The sequence below is a fragment of the Pseudomonas sp. RA_35y_Pfl2_P32 genome (assembly GCF_963970735.1).
Taxonomy (GTDB): Bacteria; Pseudomonadota; Gammaproteobacteria; order Pseudomonadales; family Pseudomonadaceae; genus Aquipseudomonas.
Genome location: NZ_CAXAQF010000021.1, coordinates 1 through 17,736 on the forward strand (window position 1 = coordinate 1; position 17,736 = coordinate 17,736).

A 17,736-nucleotide genomic window follows, 5' to 3' on the forward strand; every position below is an offset into this window, starting at 1 on the left:
CGCGTTCGGTGGCTACAAGAAGTCCGGCGTCGGCCGTGAAACCCACAAGATGATGCTCGATCACTACCAGCAAACCAAAAACCTGCTGGTGAGCTACGACATCAACCCGCTGGGCTTCTTCTGATCCAACCTCCCGGCGACTTCGGTCGCCGGGAGTGGCTTGTTCCGGCAAGACTCATTTTTCATGCAATGCATTCGGCCCCCGTCGGCGGCCGGGTGCACGGCTGCCAGCAGAAAAACGCAAAGGCCCGCATGCCTTGGGTGAACACAGCGTCCGCGCTGGAAAACAACAATAAGAAAGGAATCCGCAATGGATCAGATCGGCAACTACGTGCTCTACCTCATCATGTTCTGCGCCGTACTCGGCGCCTTCGCGGCGATCTACAACAGCGATGAAGGACTGGGTAAAGAATTCATGGAAGGCATCCACGCCACCGGGCACATCTTCGTGCCGGCGGCGGGAATCATGGCCTCCATCCCCTACCTGACCGTGGTCATCGAAAAAGCCTTCGGCCCGTTTTTCAGCTCCCTGGGCGCCGACCCGGCACTGGCGGCGACCATGATCATCGCCTCGGACATGGGCGGTTATCACCTGGCTTCGGCCCTGGCGGCCAGCAAAGAAGCACTGGTCATGGCGCTGATCACCGGCTTCATGGGCGGCGCGACCATCGTGTTCTCCATCCCCATGGGTTTGGCGATGCTCGACAAGCGCGACCACAAGTACATGGCCCTGGGCATCATGTCGGGCATCCTGACCATCCCGCTGGGCGTGTTGATTGCCAGCGTCATCCTCGCGTTCAGCAACCCGCTGGTACGGGACCTGGTGTCAACCAACGGCGAAGCCACCTATCAATTGGCCCTGGGCCTGGGCAGCATCTTCGCCAACCTGCTGCCGATCCTGATCTTCGTCGTGGCCCTGGCTCTGGGCCTGCGCTTTCTGCCTGACCTGATGATCAAGGGTTTCATCATCTTCGGCCGCACCCTGGACGCGGCGATCAAGCTGGTGCTGGTGTTCTCCATCGTCGAGTACTTCACCGGCGTATTCACCCTGGTGTTCGGCAGTTGGGGATTCCACCCGATCATCGCCGACGCCGAAGACCAGACCCGCGCCCTGGAAACCGCTGGCTACATCGGCATCATGCTGGCCGGTGCCTTCCCGATGGTCTACCTGCTGCGCAAATACCTGGGCAAGCCACTGGAAAGCCTGGGCAGCAAGATCGGCCTGAGCGCCGTCGGCAGTGCCGGCATGCTGGCCACTATCGCCAACATCCTGGCCATGTTCCGCCTGGTGCGCTTCATGCCGCCCAAAGACAAAGTGATCAACATTGCCTTTGGCGTGTGCGCAGCCTTTTTGTTGGGCGACCACCTGTCCTTCACCGCCAACTTCCAACCGACCATCATTCTGCCGGTACTGATTGGCAAGATAAGTGCAGGATTCATTGCCGTGGGCCTGGCCTATTGGCTGTCGGTGCCCAAGGCCTTGCAACTGGAAGCCGAGGACCGCGCCGCCGGGATCATTGCCAAGGGCGAATACCTGGGCCTGCCGCTGCCGGAAACCCTACACCCCGACGGCACCAAGACAACGGCCTGAGTCCGCTGCAGCGCACTGTCCTATTTGAAACGGAGACTGAAATGGCAAGTTTTTCCCATAGCGTGGGCGCCCAGACCTACCGCTTCGACGACCTCAAGGACGTCATGGCCAAAGCCAGCCCGGCACGCTCCGGAGACTTCCTGGCCGGTGTCGCCGCGCACAACGACGGCGAGCGGGTGGCCGCGCAAATGGCCCTGGCTGACATCCCGCTCAAGCACTTCCTGCAAGAAGCACTGATCCCCTACGAAACCGATGAAGTCACCCGGCTGATCATCGACACCCACGACGCCAACGCCTTTGCCACCGTCAGCCACCTGACCGTCGGCGGCTTTCGTGACTGGCTGCTCAGCGACGCCGCCGACGAACACAGTCTGCGCGCGCTGGCCCCCGGCCTGACCCCGGAAATGGCCGCCGCTGTGTCGAAAATCATGCGCGTGCAAGACCTGGTGCTGGTGGCGCAGAAGATTCGCGTGATCACCCGTTTTCGCGGGACCCTGGGCTTGCGCGGTCGCCTGTCGACCCGGCTGCAACCCAACCACCCCACCGACGAGCCGGCCGGAATCGCGGCGAGCATTCTCGACGGTCTGCTGTACGGCAATGGCGACGCGATGATCGGCATCAACCCGGCCACCGACAGCATCGCCTCGATCTGCGCCATGCTGGAAATGCTCGACGCGGTGATCCAACGCTACGAAATTCCCACCCAGGCCTGCGTTCTGACCCACGTCACCACCTCCATCGAGGCGATCAACCGGGGCGTGCCATTGGACCTGGTGTTCCAGTCGATTGCCGGCACCGAAGCGGCGAACGCCAGTTTTGGCATCAGCCTCAGCGTGCTCCAGGAAGGCTACGACGCCGGTCTGAGCCTCAACCGCGGGACCCTGGGGCAAAACCTGATGTACTTCGAGACCGGCCAGGGCAGTGCCTTGTCGGCCAACGCCCACTTCGGCCTTGACCAGCAAACCTGCGAGACCCGGGCCTATGCCGTGGCGCGGCATTTCAAGCCGTTTCTGGTCAACACCGTGGTCGGTTTCATCGGCCCGGAGTACCTGTACAACGGCAAACAGATCATCCGCGCCGGCCTTGAAGACCACTTCTGCGGCAAGTTGCTTGGCGTGCCCATGGGCTGCGACATCTGCTACACCAACCACGCCGAAGCCGACCAGGACGACATGGATACCCTGCTGACCCTGCTGGGCGTGGCGGGGATCAACTTCATCATGGGCATCCCCGGCTCCGACGACATCATGCTCAACTACCAGACCACCTCGTTCCATGACGCCCTTTATGCACGCCAGACCCTGGGCCTGAAACCGGCCCCGGAATTCGAGGCATGGCTGGCGAACATGGGCATTTTCACTCAAGGTGACGGCAAGGTCCGGTTCGGCAATAACCTACCGCCGGCCTTCCGCCAGGCCCTGGCGCAACTGGGATGAACGAGGTGCTTATGGAACAACCACCAATCGACCCGCAGAACCCCTGGCTGGAACTGCGCCGTTTGACCCCGGCCCGCATTGCCCTGGGCCGATCCGGCACCAGCATGCCCACTGGCGCCCAGCTGGATTTCCAGTACGCCCACGCTCAGGCCCGTGACGCCGTGCACCTGCCCTTCGATCACGCCGGGCTGAGCGCGCAACTGGCCGAAGCCGGACGCGCCAGCCTGCTGCTGCACAGCGCCGCCAGCGATCGGCATAGTTACCTGCAGCGCCCGGACCTGGGGCGCAAACTCTCCGAGCACTCGGCGCAGACCCTGCGCGACTACGCCGTGGCCCACCCTGGCGGGGTTGATCTGGCCGTAGTGGTGGCCGATGGCCTGTCAGCACTCGCGGTCCATCGGCACACCCTGCCCTTTCTGGCGCGCATGGAAGAACAGACCCAGGCCGAAGGCTGGTCCCTGTCGCCGGTTATCCTGGTGGAGCAAGGTCGCGTCGCCGTGGCCGACGAAATCGGCCAGTTGCTGGGGGCCAAAATGGTGGTGATCCTGATCGGCGAACGCCCCGGCCTCAGTTCTCCCGACAGCCTCGGCCTGTATTTCACCTACAACCCCAAGGTCGGCCTGACGGACGCCTACCGCAATTGCATCTCCAACGTCCGCCTGGAAGGCCTGAGCTACGGCATGGCCGCCCATCGCTTGCTGTACCTGATGCGCGAGGCCTGTCGTCGCCAGTTGTCAGGCGTGAACCTGAAAGACGAGGCACAACTGCAGACTATCGAGTCAGAAAACGACGCACAGACCACCTCCAATTTCCTGCTGGGCCCGCAGAATCCTTGAGTCCACTGCGCATTGCGTTTTAGTCGCGCTTTGAGGCAGAGTCGACGAACGGCTGCCCAAGTGATCGATCAATTGCCGTCAAATCCACTGGAAACTGCCGTCATATCTACTTGAAGTTGAGGCCTCTAGCATGCGGATTATTCAAGCTACTCTCGAGCACCTGGACCTGCTGACGCCTCTGTTCGTCAAGTACCGCGAGTTTTACGGCTCACTGCCTTATCCTGATTCTTCCCGCGCGTTCCTGGAAAAACGCCTGCGCCGCAAGGAGTCGGTGATTTACCTGGCACTGCCGGATGACGACGATGGCCGACTGCTGGGCTTTTGCCAGCTGTACCCAAGCTTCTCGTCCCTGTCGCTCAAGCGGGTATGGATCCTCAACGACATCTACGTCGCCGAAGACGCCCGCCGCCAACTGGTCGCCGACAACCTGATGCGCACCGCGAAAAAAATGGCCAAGGAAACCCAGGCCGTGCGCATGCGCGTGTCCACCAGCAGCAACAACCTGGTGGCTCAAAAAACCTACGAGTCCATGGGATTTCGTGAAGACAGCGAGTTCAAGAACTACACCTTGCCGATCAGCGATGAACTCTGACTTTCCCAATGTTTCCAGGTGCTGAGGGCACACGCTCCTGCTGGGGGGTGCGTTGCACCCCTGAAACCTGAATCCAGGCTGTAGCCGATGCACTGAATTGCCCTGATATCCGTCACCCCGTCGCCTTCGTAACCCCTCGCTACAAAACCCGCACGCTTTTCACTTTGCTGTCCGTATAATCGCGATCTTTATCGGCCGTAAGAAATAGTTCACGGCCTTGTAGCCATATTTTTCAGATTTTCCGCACAGGCTTGCCGAGTCGAGCCGCCACACAGGTGCCCTCCATGGATTTCAACCCGATCGACCTTGTCCTGCATCTCGACGTGTACCTCGATATGCTGGTCACCAACTACGGGCCATGGATCTACGCCATTCTGTTCCTGGTGATCTTCTGCGAAACCGGCCTGGTGGTCATGCCCTTCCTGCCGGGTGACTCACTGCTGTTCATCGCCGGCGCCGTCGCCGCCGGTGGGGGCATGGACCCGGTGCTGCTGGGCGGCCTGCTGATGCTGGCGGCGATCCTCGGAGACAGTACCAACTATGTGGTCGGTCGAACGGCCGGGGAAAAACTGTTCAGCAATCCGAACTCGAAAATCTTCCGTCGCGACTACCTGCAACAAACCCACGATTTTTATGAAAAGCACGGCGGCAAGACCGTGACGCTGGCGCGCTTCCTGCCGATCATCCGGACTTTCGCACCCTTCGTCGCCGGTGTCGCCAAGATGCCCTACCCGCGCTTTTTCGCCTTCAGCGTGTTCGGCACCATCCTCTGGGTCGGCGGCCTGGTGACCCTGGGCTACTTCTTCGGCAACGTGCCCTTCATCAAGAAGAACCTGTCGCTGCTGGTGGTGGGTATCATCCTGCTGTCGCTGGTGCCGATGATCATTGGCGTGGTCCGCAGCCGCTTTGGTCGCTCGAGCTCCAAAGCCCAGTCGCGCTGATCGTCCATGGGCTTGCTCAGCACCTGGCGTCGCCAACGCACCCTGGCCAAGCACCCCGTTGCCGATGAAACCTGGCAGCGGGTTCGCCAGCACCTGAGTTTTCTCGACGGCCTGAGCGAAACCGAGGACCAATGGCTGCGCGAATCGGCCGTGCTGTTCCTGCACGACAAACACCTGAGCTGCCTGCCCGGCGTGGAACTGCACCAGGAGCAGCGCCTGCTGCTCGCCGCCCAGGCCCAGTTGCCGCTGCTGCACCTGGGCGAGTTGAACTGGTACCAGGGCTTCCACGAGATCGTGCTGTACCCCGACGACTTCCTCAGCCCGCAGCGTCATCGCGATGCCAGTGGCGTCGAGCATGAGTGGGACGGCGAACACAGCGGTGAAGCCTGGCAGCAGGGGCCGATCATCCTGGCCTGGCCGGGGGTGATGGCCAGTGGTGGCTGGGAAGGTTACAACCTGGTGATCCACGAACTGGCGCACAAGCTCGACATGCTCAACGGCGACGCCAACGGCCTGCCACCGCTGCACAGTGACATGCGGGTCTCGGACTGGGCGCAGGTGATGCAACACGCCTACGACGACCTCAACCGCCAACTCGACCACAATCCCGACGCAGACACGCCGATCGACCCCTACGCCGCGGAAAATCCCGCCGAGTTCTTCGCCGTCGCCAGCGAATACTTCTTCAGCGCCCCGGATTTGCTGCACAGCACTTATCCACAGGTCTATCAGCAACTGCAGCTGTTTTACCGCCAGGATCCCCTGGCCAGGCTGACGCATCTGCAAGCCGAACATCCGGCGTATCAGCCACACGACTAAGGTCTACACGACTTCTGGTACGTGGCACAGGCTCAGGAATATGCCTATAATCGCCGCCACTTTTTGGTCAATCCGGCCAAGTCATTTGGCCACTAACGGGGGCACCGCCCAATGAGCTACAGCAAGATTCCGGCTGGCAAAGACCTGCCGAACGACATCTACGTCGCGATCGAGATCCCGGCTAACCACGCGCCGATCAAGTACGAAATCGACAAAGACAGCGATTGCCTGTTCGTTGACCGTTTCATGGCCACCCCAATGTTCTACCCGGCCAACTACGGTTTCATCCCCAACACCCTGGCTGACGATGGTGATCCCCTCGACGTGCTGGTTGTAACCCCTTACCCGGTTGCTCCAGGCTCGGTCATCCGCGCGCGTCCAGTCGGCATCCTGAACATGACCGACGACGGCGGCGGCGATGCCAAAGTTATCGCCGTGCCACACGACAAGCTGTCCCAGCTGTACGTCGATATCAAGGAATACACCGACCTGCCAGCCCTGCTGCTGGAACAGATCAAGCACTTCTTCGAGAACTACAAAGATCTCGAAAAAGGCAAATGGGTGAAGATCGACGGTTGGGGCGACGCCGAAGCTGCGCGCGCCGAAATCATGAAGTCGGTTGCTGCCTACAAAGGCTGAGACGGCATTGGCCTGGCGCCACTGACGGCTTGAAAAACCCCGGTTATCCGGGGTTTTTTTATAACTATCAAAACTTCGGATAAGCATTTAATTAATACAATTTGGCATGATGTTTAGTTGCGTTTAGCGCTCACTTACAACCTCTTGCAAAACAACAGAATATTCCTGCATAAATTGTTCGGTTTGTTTATTCAATCCCGTTAGTTGACTGAGTAAAATCCGCGTTTATGAAAAAATACAAATGCGGCCCACGCTTCAAGGCACTCCTCAAGGAGGTGAAAATCACCCCCTCGGAGTTTGCCACCTTCTGCAACGTCGAGCCCCAGCACATCAACAACTGGTACATCCGCGGCGTCCCCTACCCCCGAGTCGAAGAAATCGCCCGCCTGCTTAGCGTCAACAGCCAATGGCTGATCAACGGCGAAGGTCCCAAGCACCCCGTTATCGGCCAAGCGCCCGAGCAACCCGACAAGCCATTGGACACCCAGGAGTCTCGCGAGCACTACCACGTCTGTGTCGACTCACCCGACATCGAACTGCCCCTCTACAAAGAACTACCCAAAGCCCTCGGCTCCAGCGACACCCACATTGTCAAAATCCCCGACGAAGCCGTTCGCCTGCCACGTCACTACCTGGAGAGCCTGGAAGTCGACCCCATCCACGCTATCTGCGTACCCATGGTCGGCGACAGCATGTCGGAGAAAATCCAGGATGGCTCGACCCTGGCCATCGACCGCAGCCTGACCCATATCATTGACGGCCAGATCTACGCCCTCCAGCACGACGGCATGCTGCGCATCAAATACCTGCACCGCCTCCACGACGGCGCCTTGCGCCTGCGCAGCCACAACAGCAGCGGCTACCCGGACGAAATCTTCAGCGCCGAACAAATCAAAAAACAGAACATCGGCGTCCTCGGTTGGGTGTTCTGGTGGTGCACCCTCAACAAACAACGCCCGCCAGTACCCTTTGCATGACCACCGCAACGCCCGGCAATACACATCACACTGGGAATTCCCCAAAAAAATCAGTATGCTGCGCCCCACATTTGCATCGACCCGCCCCGCGCCGGTCCGATCGCACCGACAAGGCAGATGACTTTCTCGCCAAGTCCCACAGCCGGACGCAAGATCCGGGTGTACGTTTTGAAGGCTGGTACGGTTTACCAAAAATAAACCAAGCCAGTCCCCGAGAAGCCGGCCACAAGCCGGCTTTTTAATGCCCGCTAATCCCCTCTCCGCGCAAATCATCCCTCCCCAAACACCGCCTGCATCGGCGCTGTATTGACCCTCAACTGAAACACCTCCGGCCGTGAATACTGCCCGCACAGATCAAAATCAAGGTTGCTAGCGCGGTCAGTGGACTGGACGCTGAGCCGAATGCCCAAGAACCGCAGCCCTGCTCATTTGCCCCACACCCCCCTATCTGCTAGTGTCGCGCCGGTTCAAATGTCACCTGGATAGCCGCCATGGCCCGCAAAAAAGCTGCACTGGATTTCGAACAATCCCTCGCCGACCTGCAAACGCTGGTTGAGCGTCTGGAGAACGGCGAGTTGTCGCTGGAAGACTCGCTGACAGCCTTCGAGCAAGGCATCGGCCTGACCCGCGATTGCCAGGCTGCACTGGCACAGGCCGAGCAGAAGGTCCAGGTGCTGCTGGAGCGTGATGGCGAACTGGCCGAGGCGCCGTTCGACGCGGAACAGCCAGAATGATCGCGGCGTATTCGGCCAGCAGTCAGGCCCGGGTCAACGCCGCGCTGGAAAGCCTGTTCATCGCGCCGAGCCCGGAGCTCGCGCGCTTGTACGAAGCCATGCGCTACAGCGTGATGAACGGTGGCAAGCGCGTGCGCCCGCTACTGGCATACGCCGCGTGCCAGGCCCTGGGCGGCGAGGCTGAGCAAGCCAACGGCGCGGCCTGTGCGGTGGAGTTGATCCACGCCTACTCGCTGGTGCATGACGATTTGCCGGCCATGGACGACGACGACCTGCGCCGCGGCCAGCCCACTACCCACAAGCAATTCGATGAAGCCTGCGCGATTCTTGCCGGTGACGGCCTGCAGAGCCTGGCCTTCAGCGCCCTGCTCGATCCGCGCCTGAACAACGCCGACGCCGAGATCCGCCTGCAAATGGTCAGCGCCCTGGCGTTGGCGGCCGGCCCGGCCGGCATGGTCGGCGGCCAGGCCATCGACCTCGGCTCGGTCGGTATGAAGCTCGACCAGCACGCCCTGGAATACATGCATCGGCACAAGACCGGCGCGCTGATCGAAGCCAGCGTCCGGCTCGGCGCCCTGGCCAGCGGTCGGGCCGAGAAGAGTGAGCTCAAGTCGCTGCAGACCTACGCCCAGGCCATCGGCCTGGCGTTCCAGGTGCAGGACGACATTCTCGACGTCGAAAGCGATACCCAGACCCTGGGCAAGCGCCAGGGCGCCGATATTGCCCGGGACAAACCGACTTACCCGGCCCTGCTCGGCCTCGAAGCGGCCAAGGCCTATGCCCTGGAGCTGCGCGATCTGGCCCTGCACGCGCTGCGACCGTTTGACGCGTCAGCCGAGCCGCTGCGCGATCTGGCCCGCTATATCGTCGACCGCCGCAACTGATCCGGCGCACGCTGCCCAGCAAGTTCCGCGCTCTGCGTGGGCAGCGTGCGTTGCATCAGGTAAACTGCCGCATCTTTTATACCTATAACGATTCGCCTGATGCCCACGACGTTTCATGAGATTCCCCGCAAGCGCCCGACCACGCCCCTGCTCGACCGTGCCAACACGCCGGACGGCCTGCGCCGGTTAGGTGAAGCCGAGCTGGAAACCCTGGCCGATGAGTTGCGCCTGGAATTGCTCTACACGGTCGGTCAGACCGGCGGGCATTTCGGCGCGGGCCTTGGCGTGATCGAGCTGACCATCGCGCTGCATTACGTCTTCGACACCCCGGACGACCGGCTGGTGTGGGACGTGGGTCATCAGGCTTATCCGCACAAGATTCTCACCGGCCGTCGTGAGCGCATGGGCACCCTGCGCCAGAAAGACGGGGTCGCCGCCTTCCCGCGCCGCTCCGAGAGCGAATACGACACCTTTGGCGTCGGCCACTCCAGCACCTCGATCAGCGCAGCGCTGGGCATGGCCATCGCCGCCCGCCTGCAGAACAGTGATCGCAAGGCCATTGCGGTGATCGGCGACGGCGCCCTGACCGCTGGCATGGCCTTCGAGGCGCTGAACCACGCCCCCGAAGTCGACGCCAACATGCTGGTGATCCTCAACGACAACGACATGTCGATCTCGCGCAATGTCGGCGGGCTCTCCAACTACCTGGCCAAGATCCTCTCCAGTCGCACCTACGCGAGCATGCGCGAGGGCAGCAAAAAGGTCCTGTCGCGCCTGCCCGGCGCCTGGGAAATCGCCCGCCGTACCGAAGAATACGCCAAGGGCATGCTGGTGCCCGGCACCCTGTTCGAAGAGCTGGGCTGGAACTACATCGGCCCGATCGACGGCCACGACCTGCCGACCCTGATCGCCACCCTGCGTAACATGCGTGACCTCAAGGGGCCGCAGTTCCTGCACGTGGTGACCAAAAAAGGCAAAGGTTTCGCCCCAGCGGAAGTCGATCCGATCGGCTATCACGCCATCACCAAGCTCGAGCCCCTGGATGCCCCGGCCGCCGCGCCGAAGAAGGCCAGCGGGCCGAAGTATTCCGGTGTGTTTGGCGAATGGCTGTGTGACATGGCCGCCGCCGACCCGCGCCTGGTGGGCATTACCCCGGCAATGAAGGAAGGCTCCGACCTGGTGGCGTTCAGCGAACGTTTCCCGCTGCGCTATTTCGACGTGGCAATCGCCGAGCAACACGCGGTAACCCTAGCCGCCGGCATGGCCTGCGAAGGCGCAAAACCGGTAGTGGCGATCTATTCGACCTTCCTGCAGCGCGGCTACGACCAGCTGGTGCATGATGTGGCGGTGCAGAACCTCGATGTGCTGTTTGCCATCGACCGCGCCGGCCTGGTGGGCGAAGACGGCCCGACCCACGCCGGCAGCTTCGACCTGTCGTTCCTGCGCTGCATCCCCGGCATGCTGGTGATGACCCCGAGCAACGAGAACGAACTGCGCAAGATGCTCACCACCGGCCACCTGTACAACGGCCCGGCGGCAGTGCGCTATCCACGGGGCAACGGCCCGAACGCGACTATCGACAAAGACCTGGAGCCGATCGAGATCGGCAAGGGCGTGGTGCGCCGCCAAGGCAGTACAGTCGCGCTGCTGGTGTTCGGCGTGCAACTGGCCGAAGCGCTGAAAGTCGCCGAGACCCTGGATGCGACCGTGGTCGACATGCGTTTCGTCAAGCCGCTGGATGAAGCGCTGGTGCGCGAGATTGCCGCCAACCACGAGCTGCTGGTGACCATCGAAGAAAACGCGATCATGGGCGGTGCCGGTGGCGCGGTCAGCGAATTCCTCGCCCGCGAGAACATCCTCAAGTCGATGCTGCACCTGGGGTTGCCGGACAGCTACGTCGAACACGCCAAGCCGGCGCAGATGCTGGCCGAGTGCGGGCTGGATGAGGCCGGAATCGAAGCGTCGATTCGCGAGCGCTTGCAACTGCTCAACATCTAAACGCAAACCCCTGTGGGAGCGAGCTTACTCGCGATGGCGGTCTTTCAGTCGATTGAAACCTTGACTGATACTCCGCTATCGCGAGCCAGCTCGCTCCCACAGTAGTTTTCAGCGCCTATCAAATCTCTATTTGCCGCCAAGCCTCAACGGATCGCCGATGAAACTCTCCCCCCTCGCCCTGACGCTGACCCTTCTGCCGTCTGGCCCGCTGCTGGCCGACACCTTCGAGCGCGAACAGGCGCTGAAGCTGCCCGAAGTACTGATCAGCGCCAATCGCCAGGTCGAAGCGCGCAACGACAGCAGCGCGGCCAACACGGTGTTCACCCGCGATGATATCGACCGCCTGCAACCCTCCAGCGTCACCGACCTGCTGAGCCGGGTGCCGGGGGTGCAAGTCACCCAGGCGGGCGGGCGCGGCAGCTTGCCGGGGATCTCCATTCGGGGCACCAAGTCCGCGCAGAACCTGGTGCTGGTGGATGGCCAGCGCATTGGCAACTCGACCTCGGGCGACAGCAACCTGCAGCACATCAACATCGAACAGGTCGAGCGCGTGGAAGTGTTGCGCGGCTCGCGCTCGGTGATTTATGGCAGCGATGCGATTGGCGGGGTGATTCAGATCTTCACCCGGCGCAGCGCCGAGCCCGGCCTGCAGCCACGCCTGCACATGGGGTTGGGCAGCAACCAGACCTGGGAGCGCAGCCTGGGTCTGTCCGGTGGCGATGAGCATACCCGCTTCAACCTCGGTGCCAGCCTGGATGAAACCGCCGGGATCGACCGCACCCACGCGTCCTATCCCAGCGATGGCGATCACGACGCCTACCGCAACCAGTCGCTGAGCCTGAGCCTGAGCCATGGCTTCAGTGATGACCTGGAAGCGGGCGTCAATCTCCTGGATAACCGCGGCAAGAGCGAGTTCGATAGCCCGTTCGGTCGCTACGACTCAAGCACAGGGCAAAGCTACCAACAAAAGCCCTACAGCGATTTCAATGTCAGCAGCGTCAGCGGCTATATCGATGCCCGCGTTAACCCGGCATGGAAGACTCGCGTCGAAGTGGGCCACAGTGAGAACCGCGAACAAACCCGCGACAAGCTCAGCGCCGAAGACTCGGTGTTCAACACCTACCGCGACTCCGTGAACTGGCAGAACGACGTGGCCCTCAACGAGCAGAACAGCCTGATCCTGGGTGGTGACTGGTACGAAGATCGGGTCAACAGCGACTTTGACTACTACGGGGCGCGCGCAGCTTTAGGCGAAGACAGTCGCTGGAACCGCGCCGCGTTCATTCAGCATCATTTCACCGCCGAGCACTTCTCCACCGAACTGGGCCTGCGCCGCGACGACAATCAACAGTTCGGCAGCCAGAACAGCTGGAGCGCCACCTTCACCCTGCCGCTGAACGCCGACAATGACGTACTGCTGAGCTACAGCGAAGGTTTCCGGGCGCCGACGTTCAACGACCTGTACTACCCGGACTACAACAATCCCGGCCTGAAACCTGAAACCTCAAAGAGCTACGAACTGCAATGGCGCAGCCAACTGACTGATAGCAGTCGACTGGAGACCTCGCTTTACCGCACCGACCTCGAAGACGCGATCATCTATGGCAGCCGCCCGGAAAACGTCGCCTCGGCGCGGATCAACGGCTTTGAAGCCGCCCTCAAGCAGGAGCTGTTCGGCTGGCAGAGCAACCTGGGCGTTTCGATCATCGACCCGCGGGATCGCGACAGCGGCCACACCCTGGCCCGCCGCGCCCGCCGCACCTTGAACCTGGACCTGGACCGGCAGTTCGACCAGCTCGGACTGGGGGCGACCTGGCAAGCGGTGAGCAGTAGTTATGACGACGAGAAAAACCTCCAGCCCCTGGGCGGCTATGGCCTGCTGAGCCTGCGCAGCAGTTGGGCGCTGAACCACGAAGTCACCCTGCAGATGAAAATCGACAACCTGCTGGACAAGGGCTACAGCCGCGCGCTGTACCAGTACCAAGGCGAGCAGTACGGGTATCGTGAGGAAGGCCGGGCGTTGATGTTCGGGGTGACGTGGATGCCGCAGCGCTGAACTGAGATCAGCGGTGCTGCGGCCTGCGCGCGATAGCCACGCCTCGGCTTTACTGATCAGGCGCGATCAACCGACACAACGCCGCCGTCGCTTCGATCATCTGCCCGCTCGGCCGCTCCAGGCCTTTGTCGGTCACCCGCAGCAACTGCCCATTACTCACCGCCATGACCTGTGGCCAGGCTTGCCAGGCATCGAGCTGAGCCTGGCTGCTGGCGAGGATCACCTCGGGATTACGCGCCAGCACTGACTCGATGCTGACTTGCGGTGCCGGCAGGCGCAGGTCGGCGAACACATTCCGCGCGCCACACACCGCCAGCGCATCGCTGATGATCTGCCCGCCGCCCACGGTGTACAGCGGCTGGTCCCAGACCTGATAGAACACCCGCAGCGGCACGTCGCGCCGGTAGCGCTGGCGCAGGGCATCCAATTGCCGGCGCAGGTCGGCCGCCAGCACTTGCCCACGCTCGGGTCGACCCAGTTGCCGGGCAATGTCTTCGATCTGGGTGGTCAGTTGGTTGAGGCTGTGGGGTTCGGCGATGTAGGTGGGGATGCCCAGCCGGCTCAGTTGCTCGCGCTGCGCCGGGCCGACACTGCCGGGCCAAAGTAGTAACAGATCGGGCTTGAGGCTGAGCAGACGCTCCATGTCCAACTGGCCATAACGCCCCACTGACGGCACCGACTCAAGGGCTGGCGGACGCTCGCCGGCATCCAGCACACCAACCAGCAGGTCGGCCGCGTCCAGCTCAACAACGATTTCCGACAGGGACGGTGCCAGGCTGATCACCCGCTCCACGGCAGCCGCCGGACCACTGAGGGCCAGCAGCAGCGCCAGCCAGCGCCCCATCAGCCGAGTTGACGCGGAATACGGTAGAGGTAGAACAGCACGGCGGTGGCCAACCCCAGCAGCACCAGAGGCACCGCCTCCAGGCCGACGAACACCGCCAGCGCGCCGATCCAGGCGGGCAAGGAGGCCACCAGCATGGCGCTGCGGCGCTGAGCGGCCAGGGCGATCCAGGCTGCTGGCTCTTCGGGGGTATCCAGGGCTTTTTGGGTAGCGATCAGGCCGTGTTTGTAGCCACCGAAAAACTTCAGGCTGACGAACATCGAGGCCATGCCGGCGATGAAGAGCGGCATCGCCAGGATCGGGGCCAGGGCTTCACCCTCGCCAAACAGGCCATTGATCACCAGCAACGGCAACAGGGCCAGCGCGAAGTATTGCCACCAATTGACGGACAGGCGCCGCCGTACCTGGCCGCGGGTCACGCCCGGTCTGCCTCGCCCTGGTGCTCGTTGCCCATCATGTGGTCGAGCTTGCTGGCCTTGGTCGCCAGGTAGAGTTTGTTGTGCGGGTTGTGACCGGTGTGCAGCGGCACGCGCTCGGCGACCACGATGCCCATGTCGGTCAATGCCTTGACCTTGCGCGGGTTGTTGGTCATCAGGCGCAGGGACTTGACGCCCAGGTGCTCGAGCATCGGCAGGCACATGGCGTAGTCACGCTGGTCAGCGGCAAAACCGAGACGCTCATTGGCTTCAACGGTGTCGGCGCCGCCATCTTGCAACTCATAGGCACGGATTTTGTTCAGCAGGCCAATGCCCCGGCCTTCCTGGCGCAAGTACAGCAACACACCACGGCCTTCGCGGGCGATGGCCTGCAACGCGGCTTCCAGTTGTGAACCGCAGTCGCAACGCTGGCTGAACAAGGCATCGCCGGTCAGGCATTCGGAGTGCAGCCGGCCGAGTACCGGGGCACCATCGGCCACATCACCCAAGCTCAACACGACGTGCTCGCGGCCGGTGGACTCATCGAGAAAGCCATGCATGGTGAATTGCGCAAAAGGCGTTGGCAGCTTGGAAGCGGCGACAAAAACGACAGGCACCGGTGTGCTCCTGATCTATGTGCTGGAGATTCGCAGAGGCGGCATTGTAACAGCAGGCTCGGAACCACGCTTAGGCTGAATTATCGGCCATAACGATCAAATAGTTTGATCACTGGTCGGCGGGCTTCAGGTTGCCCTCGAACGGGTACGGTTGTTTCCAGCGTTCGAAAATCGGTTTCAGCCGGCCGTTGCCGACCAGCAGGGTCATGCGCTGATCATACAGCTTCATCAGCGACCTGGCCTGGGAGGTATCGGCAAACCCCAGGAACAGCGGCAGTTCGGCCAAGTGGGTGTAACGGTACTGCTGCACATCCACGGCGCTTTTGAGCACCGCTTCAACCTCGGTCTGGGCGTCGATGTAATAGTCGGCACGGCCCTGCTGGAGCATCGACAGAATGCCGGTGCGGCGCTCGATCTGGTTAAAACGGCGCACATTGGGCAGGTAGTTTTCGTAACGATAGCCGCGCACCCAGGCTAAGCGGTACTTGCCCAGGGTGGCCTGGGTCGGTGCCGGACTGTTCGCCAGGCCGAGGGCATAGATGTGGTCGGAGTCGAAGTTCCAGTGCGGATACAACACGCCCTTGGCTTCGTCCCGGTAGGACCCGACCAGGGCATCGACTTCCTTCAGTTGCACCAGGCCGATGGAGCGGGTGTAAGGCACCGTGCGGATATCCAGCTTGACCCCCGCCGGCTCGAACACCTCACGCAAGATGTCCCAGGCCAGGCCGTGCCCGTCCGCGGCCGTGTAGTCTTCCCACTCCTCGCTCGCCAGATGGATTACTGCGGGGGCAGTGGGTACTTCCACCGCACGAGCGACCGAGCAGATCATAGCCAACAGCAGAATCCAGCAACCGCGCCGCACCATTCCCTAGCCCCTCGAACATTCCCTCAGGTGAAACACCAGACCAGCCCCTGCATCCCCAGCCAGGCAAAGACCCCCGCCAGCACGTCATCGAGCATGATCCCGACGCCGCCGTGGACATGCCGGTCGATCCAGCGAATTGGCCAGGGCTTGAAGATGTCGAAAAAGCGGAACATCAGGAACCCCGCCAACAACCAGTACCACCCCTCCGGTACCAGCCACAGGGTAATCCACATCCCGACCATTTCGTCCCAGACAATGCCCTCGTGGTCGTGCACGCGCAAGTCGTCGGCAACCTTGCCGCACAGCCAGAAGCCGAACAGCATGGTGATGCCCAGCATCAGCCAGTAGCCCCAATCGGGCAGCATCTGCCACAACGGGATAAAGGGTAGTGCAACCAGCGAGCCCCAGGTGCCGGGTGCCTTGGGCAAGGTGCCCGAGCCAAAGCCGAAGGCCAGGAAATGCCAGGGATTGCGCCAGACCGATGGCGGCACGAACTCGGCCGGGACCTGTTTAGGATGATCTGTCACGGTGTCTCCTGGAAATGTTGATAACCCCGGATGTTCGGGGTGATGTCCTGCCCATTGGCGTCCAGCAGCGTTACGCCCTGCCCGGCCACGACCCGGCCGACCACGTGGATCGGCCAGCCCTCGGCCAGCAGGGTCGGCAAATGAGCCGGCGGCAAAGTGAATGCCAGCACGTAGTCGTCACCGCCACTGACCGCTGCCACCCGGGCCGCATTCTCGCCGAGAAACGCCAACAGTGCCGCCGATAGCGGCAGTTTGTGGTTTTCAACCAGCAAACCGACAGCCGACGCCTTGGCGATATGCCCGCAGTCGGCGAGCAGGCCATCGGAAATATCCAGCGCCGCGCTGGCCTTGCCGCGCAACGCCTGGCCCAACGCCAGTTGCGGCTGTGGCGACCAGTAATGCGCCAGCAACGGCTCGGCGATGGCCGCGGGCGCCGTACGCTGGCCGAGCACCAGGGGCAAGGCGCCAGCGGCGTTGCCCAGGTCTCCGCCGACACACAGCAGGTCGCCGACCTGCGCACCGCTACGGGTCAAGGCCTGGCCGGCCGGGACACGGCCGAACACGGTCACGGTCAGGCTCAGTGGGCCGCGCGTGGTGTCGCCGCCCACCAGCCGCACGCCGCAGTCCTGCGCCTTCTGGTTCAATCCACGGGCATAGGCCTCCAGCCAATCGGCGGTCACCGTCGGCAAGGTCAGGGCAAGGGTAAAGGCAACGGGGGTGGCGCCCATGGCAGCCAGGTCACTGACGGCCACCGCCAGCGAGCGCTGACCGAGCAGAAAAGGGTCGCAGGGATCTGCGAAGTGCACACCGGTCACCAGGGTGTCGGTGGAGATCGCCAACTGCTCCCCTGCGGGAACAGCGAGCAAGGCGCAGTCGTCGCCGATCCCCAACGCAACGCCATCGCCCGCCTGCGCGCAGGGCGCAGCGGCGAAGTAATTACGGATCAGTTCAAACTCGCCCATGA

The 17,736-nt window shown here is 62.3% G+C and carries 19 protein-coding genes; 13 read left to right on the top strand and 6 right to left on the bottom strand.

The annotated features are described in order from the left end of the window. The 13 genes from AACY45_RS20600 to AACY45_RS20660 form a co-directional block, all read left to right on the top strand. The coding region (locus AACY45_RS20600) for an aldehyde dehydrogenase family protein (RefSeq protein WP_139274230.1) at positions 1–124 on the top strand (124 nt) is incomplete at its 5' end. A 186-nt stretch (positions 125–310) separates the two neighbouring features. Beyond that, the gene (gene eutH, locus AACY45_RS20605; protein ID WP_339547167.1) at positions 311–1,591 is read left to right on the top strand and encodes an ethanolamine utilization protein EutH; all 1,281 of its coding nucleotides are present in this window, start codon (positions 311–313) and stop codon (positions 1,589–1,591) included. A 41-nt stretch (positions 1,592–1,632) separates the two neighbouring features. After that, entirely contained in the window at positions 1,633–3,027 is a 1,395-nt protein-coding gene (locus AACY45_RS20610; RefSeq protein ID WP_339547168.1) for an ethanolamine ammonia-lyase subunit EutB, read from the top strand. Positions 3,028–3,038: 11 nt separating this feature from the next. Beyond that, the gene (gene eutC, locus AACY45_RS20615; protein WP_339547169.1) at positions 3,039–3,863 is read left to right on the top strand and encodes an ethanolamine ammonia-lyase subunit EutC; all 825 of its coding nucleotides are present in this window, start codon (positions 3,039–3,041) and stop codon (positions 3,861–3,863) included. 130 nt (positions 3,864–3,993) lie between these two features. Next, positions 3,994–4,455: a GNAT family N-acetyltransferase gene (locus AACY45_RS20620; RefSeq protein ID WP_339547170.1), complete on the top strand. Its 462-nt coding sequence runs from the start codon at positions 3,994–3,996 to the stop codon at positions 4,453–4,455. A gap of 284 nt (positions 4,456–4,739) precedes the next feature. Beyond that, positions 4,740–5,396: a DedA family protein gene (locus tag AACY45_RS20625; RefSeq protein WP_339547171.1), complete on the top strand. Its 657-nt coding sequence runs from the start codon at positions 4,740–4,742 to the stop codon at positions 5,394–5,396. A gap of 6 nt (positions 5,397–5,402) precedes the next feature. Next, the gene (locus tag AACY45_RS20630) at positions 5,403–6,215 is read left to right on the top strand and encodes a M90 family metallopeptidase (RefSeq protein WP_339547172.1); all 813 of its coding nucleotides are present in this window, start codon (positions 5,403–5,405) and stop codon (positions 6,213–6,215) included. 111 nt (positions 6,216–6,326) lie between these two features. Then, positions 6,327–6,854 carry an inorganic diphosphatase gene (gene ppa / locus AACY45_RS20635; RefSeq protein ID WP_166590464.1) on the top strand — a complete coding sequence of 176 codons (528 nt, stop codon included), beginning with the start codon at positions 6,327–6,329 and terminating at the stop codon, positions 6,852–6,854. Positions 6,855–7,081: 227 nt separating this feature from the next. Further along, entirely contained in the window at positions 7,082–7,831 is a 750-nt protein-coding gene (locus AACY45_RS20640) for an XRE family transcriptional regulator (protein ID WP_339547173.1), read from the top strand. A gap of 491 nt (positions 7,832–8,322) precedes the next feature. Next, positions 8,323–8,565 (top strand): exodeoxyribonuclease VII small subunit, encoded by a 243-nt coding sequence (locus tag AACY45_RS20645; RefSeq protein ID WP_095080522.1) that lies wholly within the window; start codon positions 8,323–8,325, stop codon positions 8,563–8,565. Further along, positions 8,562–9,449: a (2E,6E)-farnesyl diphosphate synthase gene (ispA, locus tag AACY45_RS20650; protein WP_339547174.1), complete on the top strand. Its 888-nt coding sequence runs from the start codon at positions 8,562–8,564 to the stop codon at positions 9,447–9,449. The genes AACY45_RS20645 and ispA overlap by 4 nt, the downstream gene beginning before the upstream one ends. Positions 9,450–9,548: 99 nt before the next feature. Beyond that, positions 9,549–11,447 carry a 1-deoxy-D-xylulose-5-phosphate synthase gene (gene dxs / locus AACY45_RS20655; RefSeq protein ID WP_339547175.1) on the top strand — a complete coding sequence of 633 codons (1,899 nt, stop codon included), beginning with the start codon at positions 9,549–9,551 and terminating at the stop codon, positions 11,445–11,447. Between the two features lie 157 nt (positions 11,448–11,604). Beyond that, positions 11,605–13,503, top strand: a complete 1,899-nt coding sequence (locus AACY45_RS20660) for a TonB-dependent receptor domain-containing protein (RefSeq protein WP_339547176.1) — start codon at positions 11,605–11,607, stop codon at positions 13,501–13,503. Between the two features lie 49 nt (positions 13,504–13,552). Here the strand turns inward: AACY45_RS20660 and AACY45_RS20665 are convergent, their stop codons facing one another. The 6 genes from AACY45_RS20665 to thiL all read right to left on the bottom strand — a co-directional run bounded on the left by AACY45_RS20665 (position 13,553) and on the right by thiL (position 17,734). Then, complete coding sequence (locus AACY45_RS20665; protein ID WP_445261206.1) at positions 13,553–14,347, bottom strand: cobalamin-binding protein; 795 nt, start codon at positions 14,345–14,347, stop codon at positions 13,553–13,555. Continuing rightward, the gene (locus AACY45_RS20670) at positions 14,347–14,766 is read right to left on the bottom strand and encodes an MFS transporter (protein WP_339547177.1); all 420 of its coding nucleotides are present in this window, start codon (positions 14,764–14,766) and stop codon (positions 14,347–14,349) included. Before AACY45_RS20670 ends, AACY45_RS20665 begins: the two co-directional genes overlap by 1 nt. Then, the gene (gene ribA / locus AACY45_RS20675) at positions 14,763–15,380 is read right to left on the bottom strand and encodes a GTP cyclohydrolase II (RefSeq protein WP_027617724.1); all 618 of its coding nucleotides are present in this window, start codon (positions 15,378–15,380) and stop codon (positions 14,763–14,765) included. Before ribA ends, AACY45_RS20670 begins: the two co-directional genes overlap by 4 nt. A 109-nt stretch (positions 15,381–15,489) precedes the next feature. Further along, complete coding sequence (locus AACY45_RS20680) at positions 15,490–16,245, bottom strand: substrate-binding periplasmic protein (RefSeq protein WP_339547178.1); 756 nt, start codon at positions 16,243–16,245, stop codon at positions 15,490–15,492. 23 nt (positions 16,246–16,268) lie between these two features. Beyond that, on the bottom strand, positions 16,269–16,772 hold the full coding sequence (locus AACY45_RS20685; RefSeq protein ID WP_339547179.1) for a phosphatidylglycerophosphatase A family protein: 504 nt from the start codon (positions 16,770–16,772) through the stop codon (positions 16,269–16,271). Next, positions 16,769–17,734, bottom strand: a complete 966-nt coding sequence (gene thiL / locus AACY45_RS20690) for a thiamine-phosphate kinase (protein WP_339547180.1) — start codon at positions 17,732–17,734, stop codon at positions 16,769–16,771. The genes AACY45_RS20685 and thiL overlap by 4 nt, the downstream gene beginning before the upstream one ends. Between the last annotated feature and the right edge of the window lie 2 nt (positions 17,735–17,736).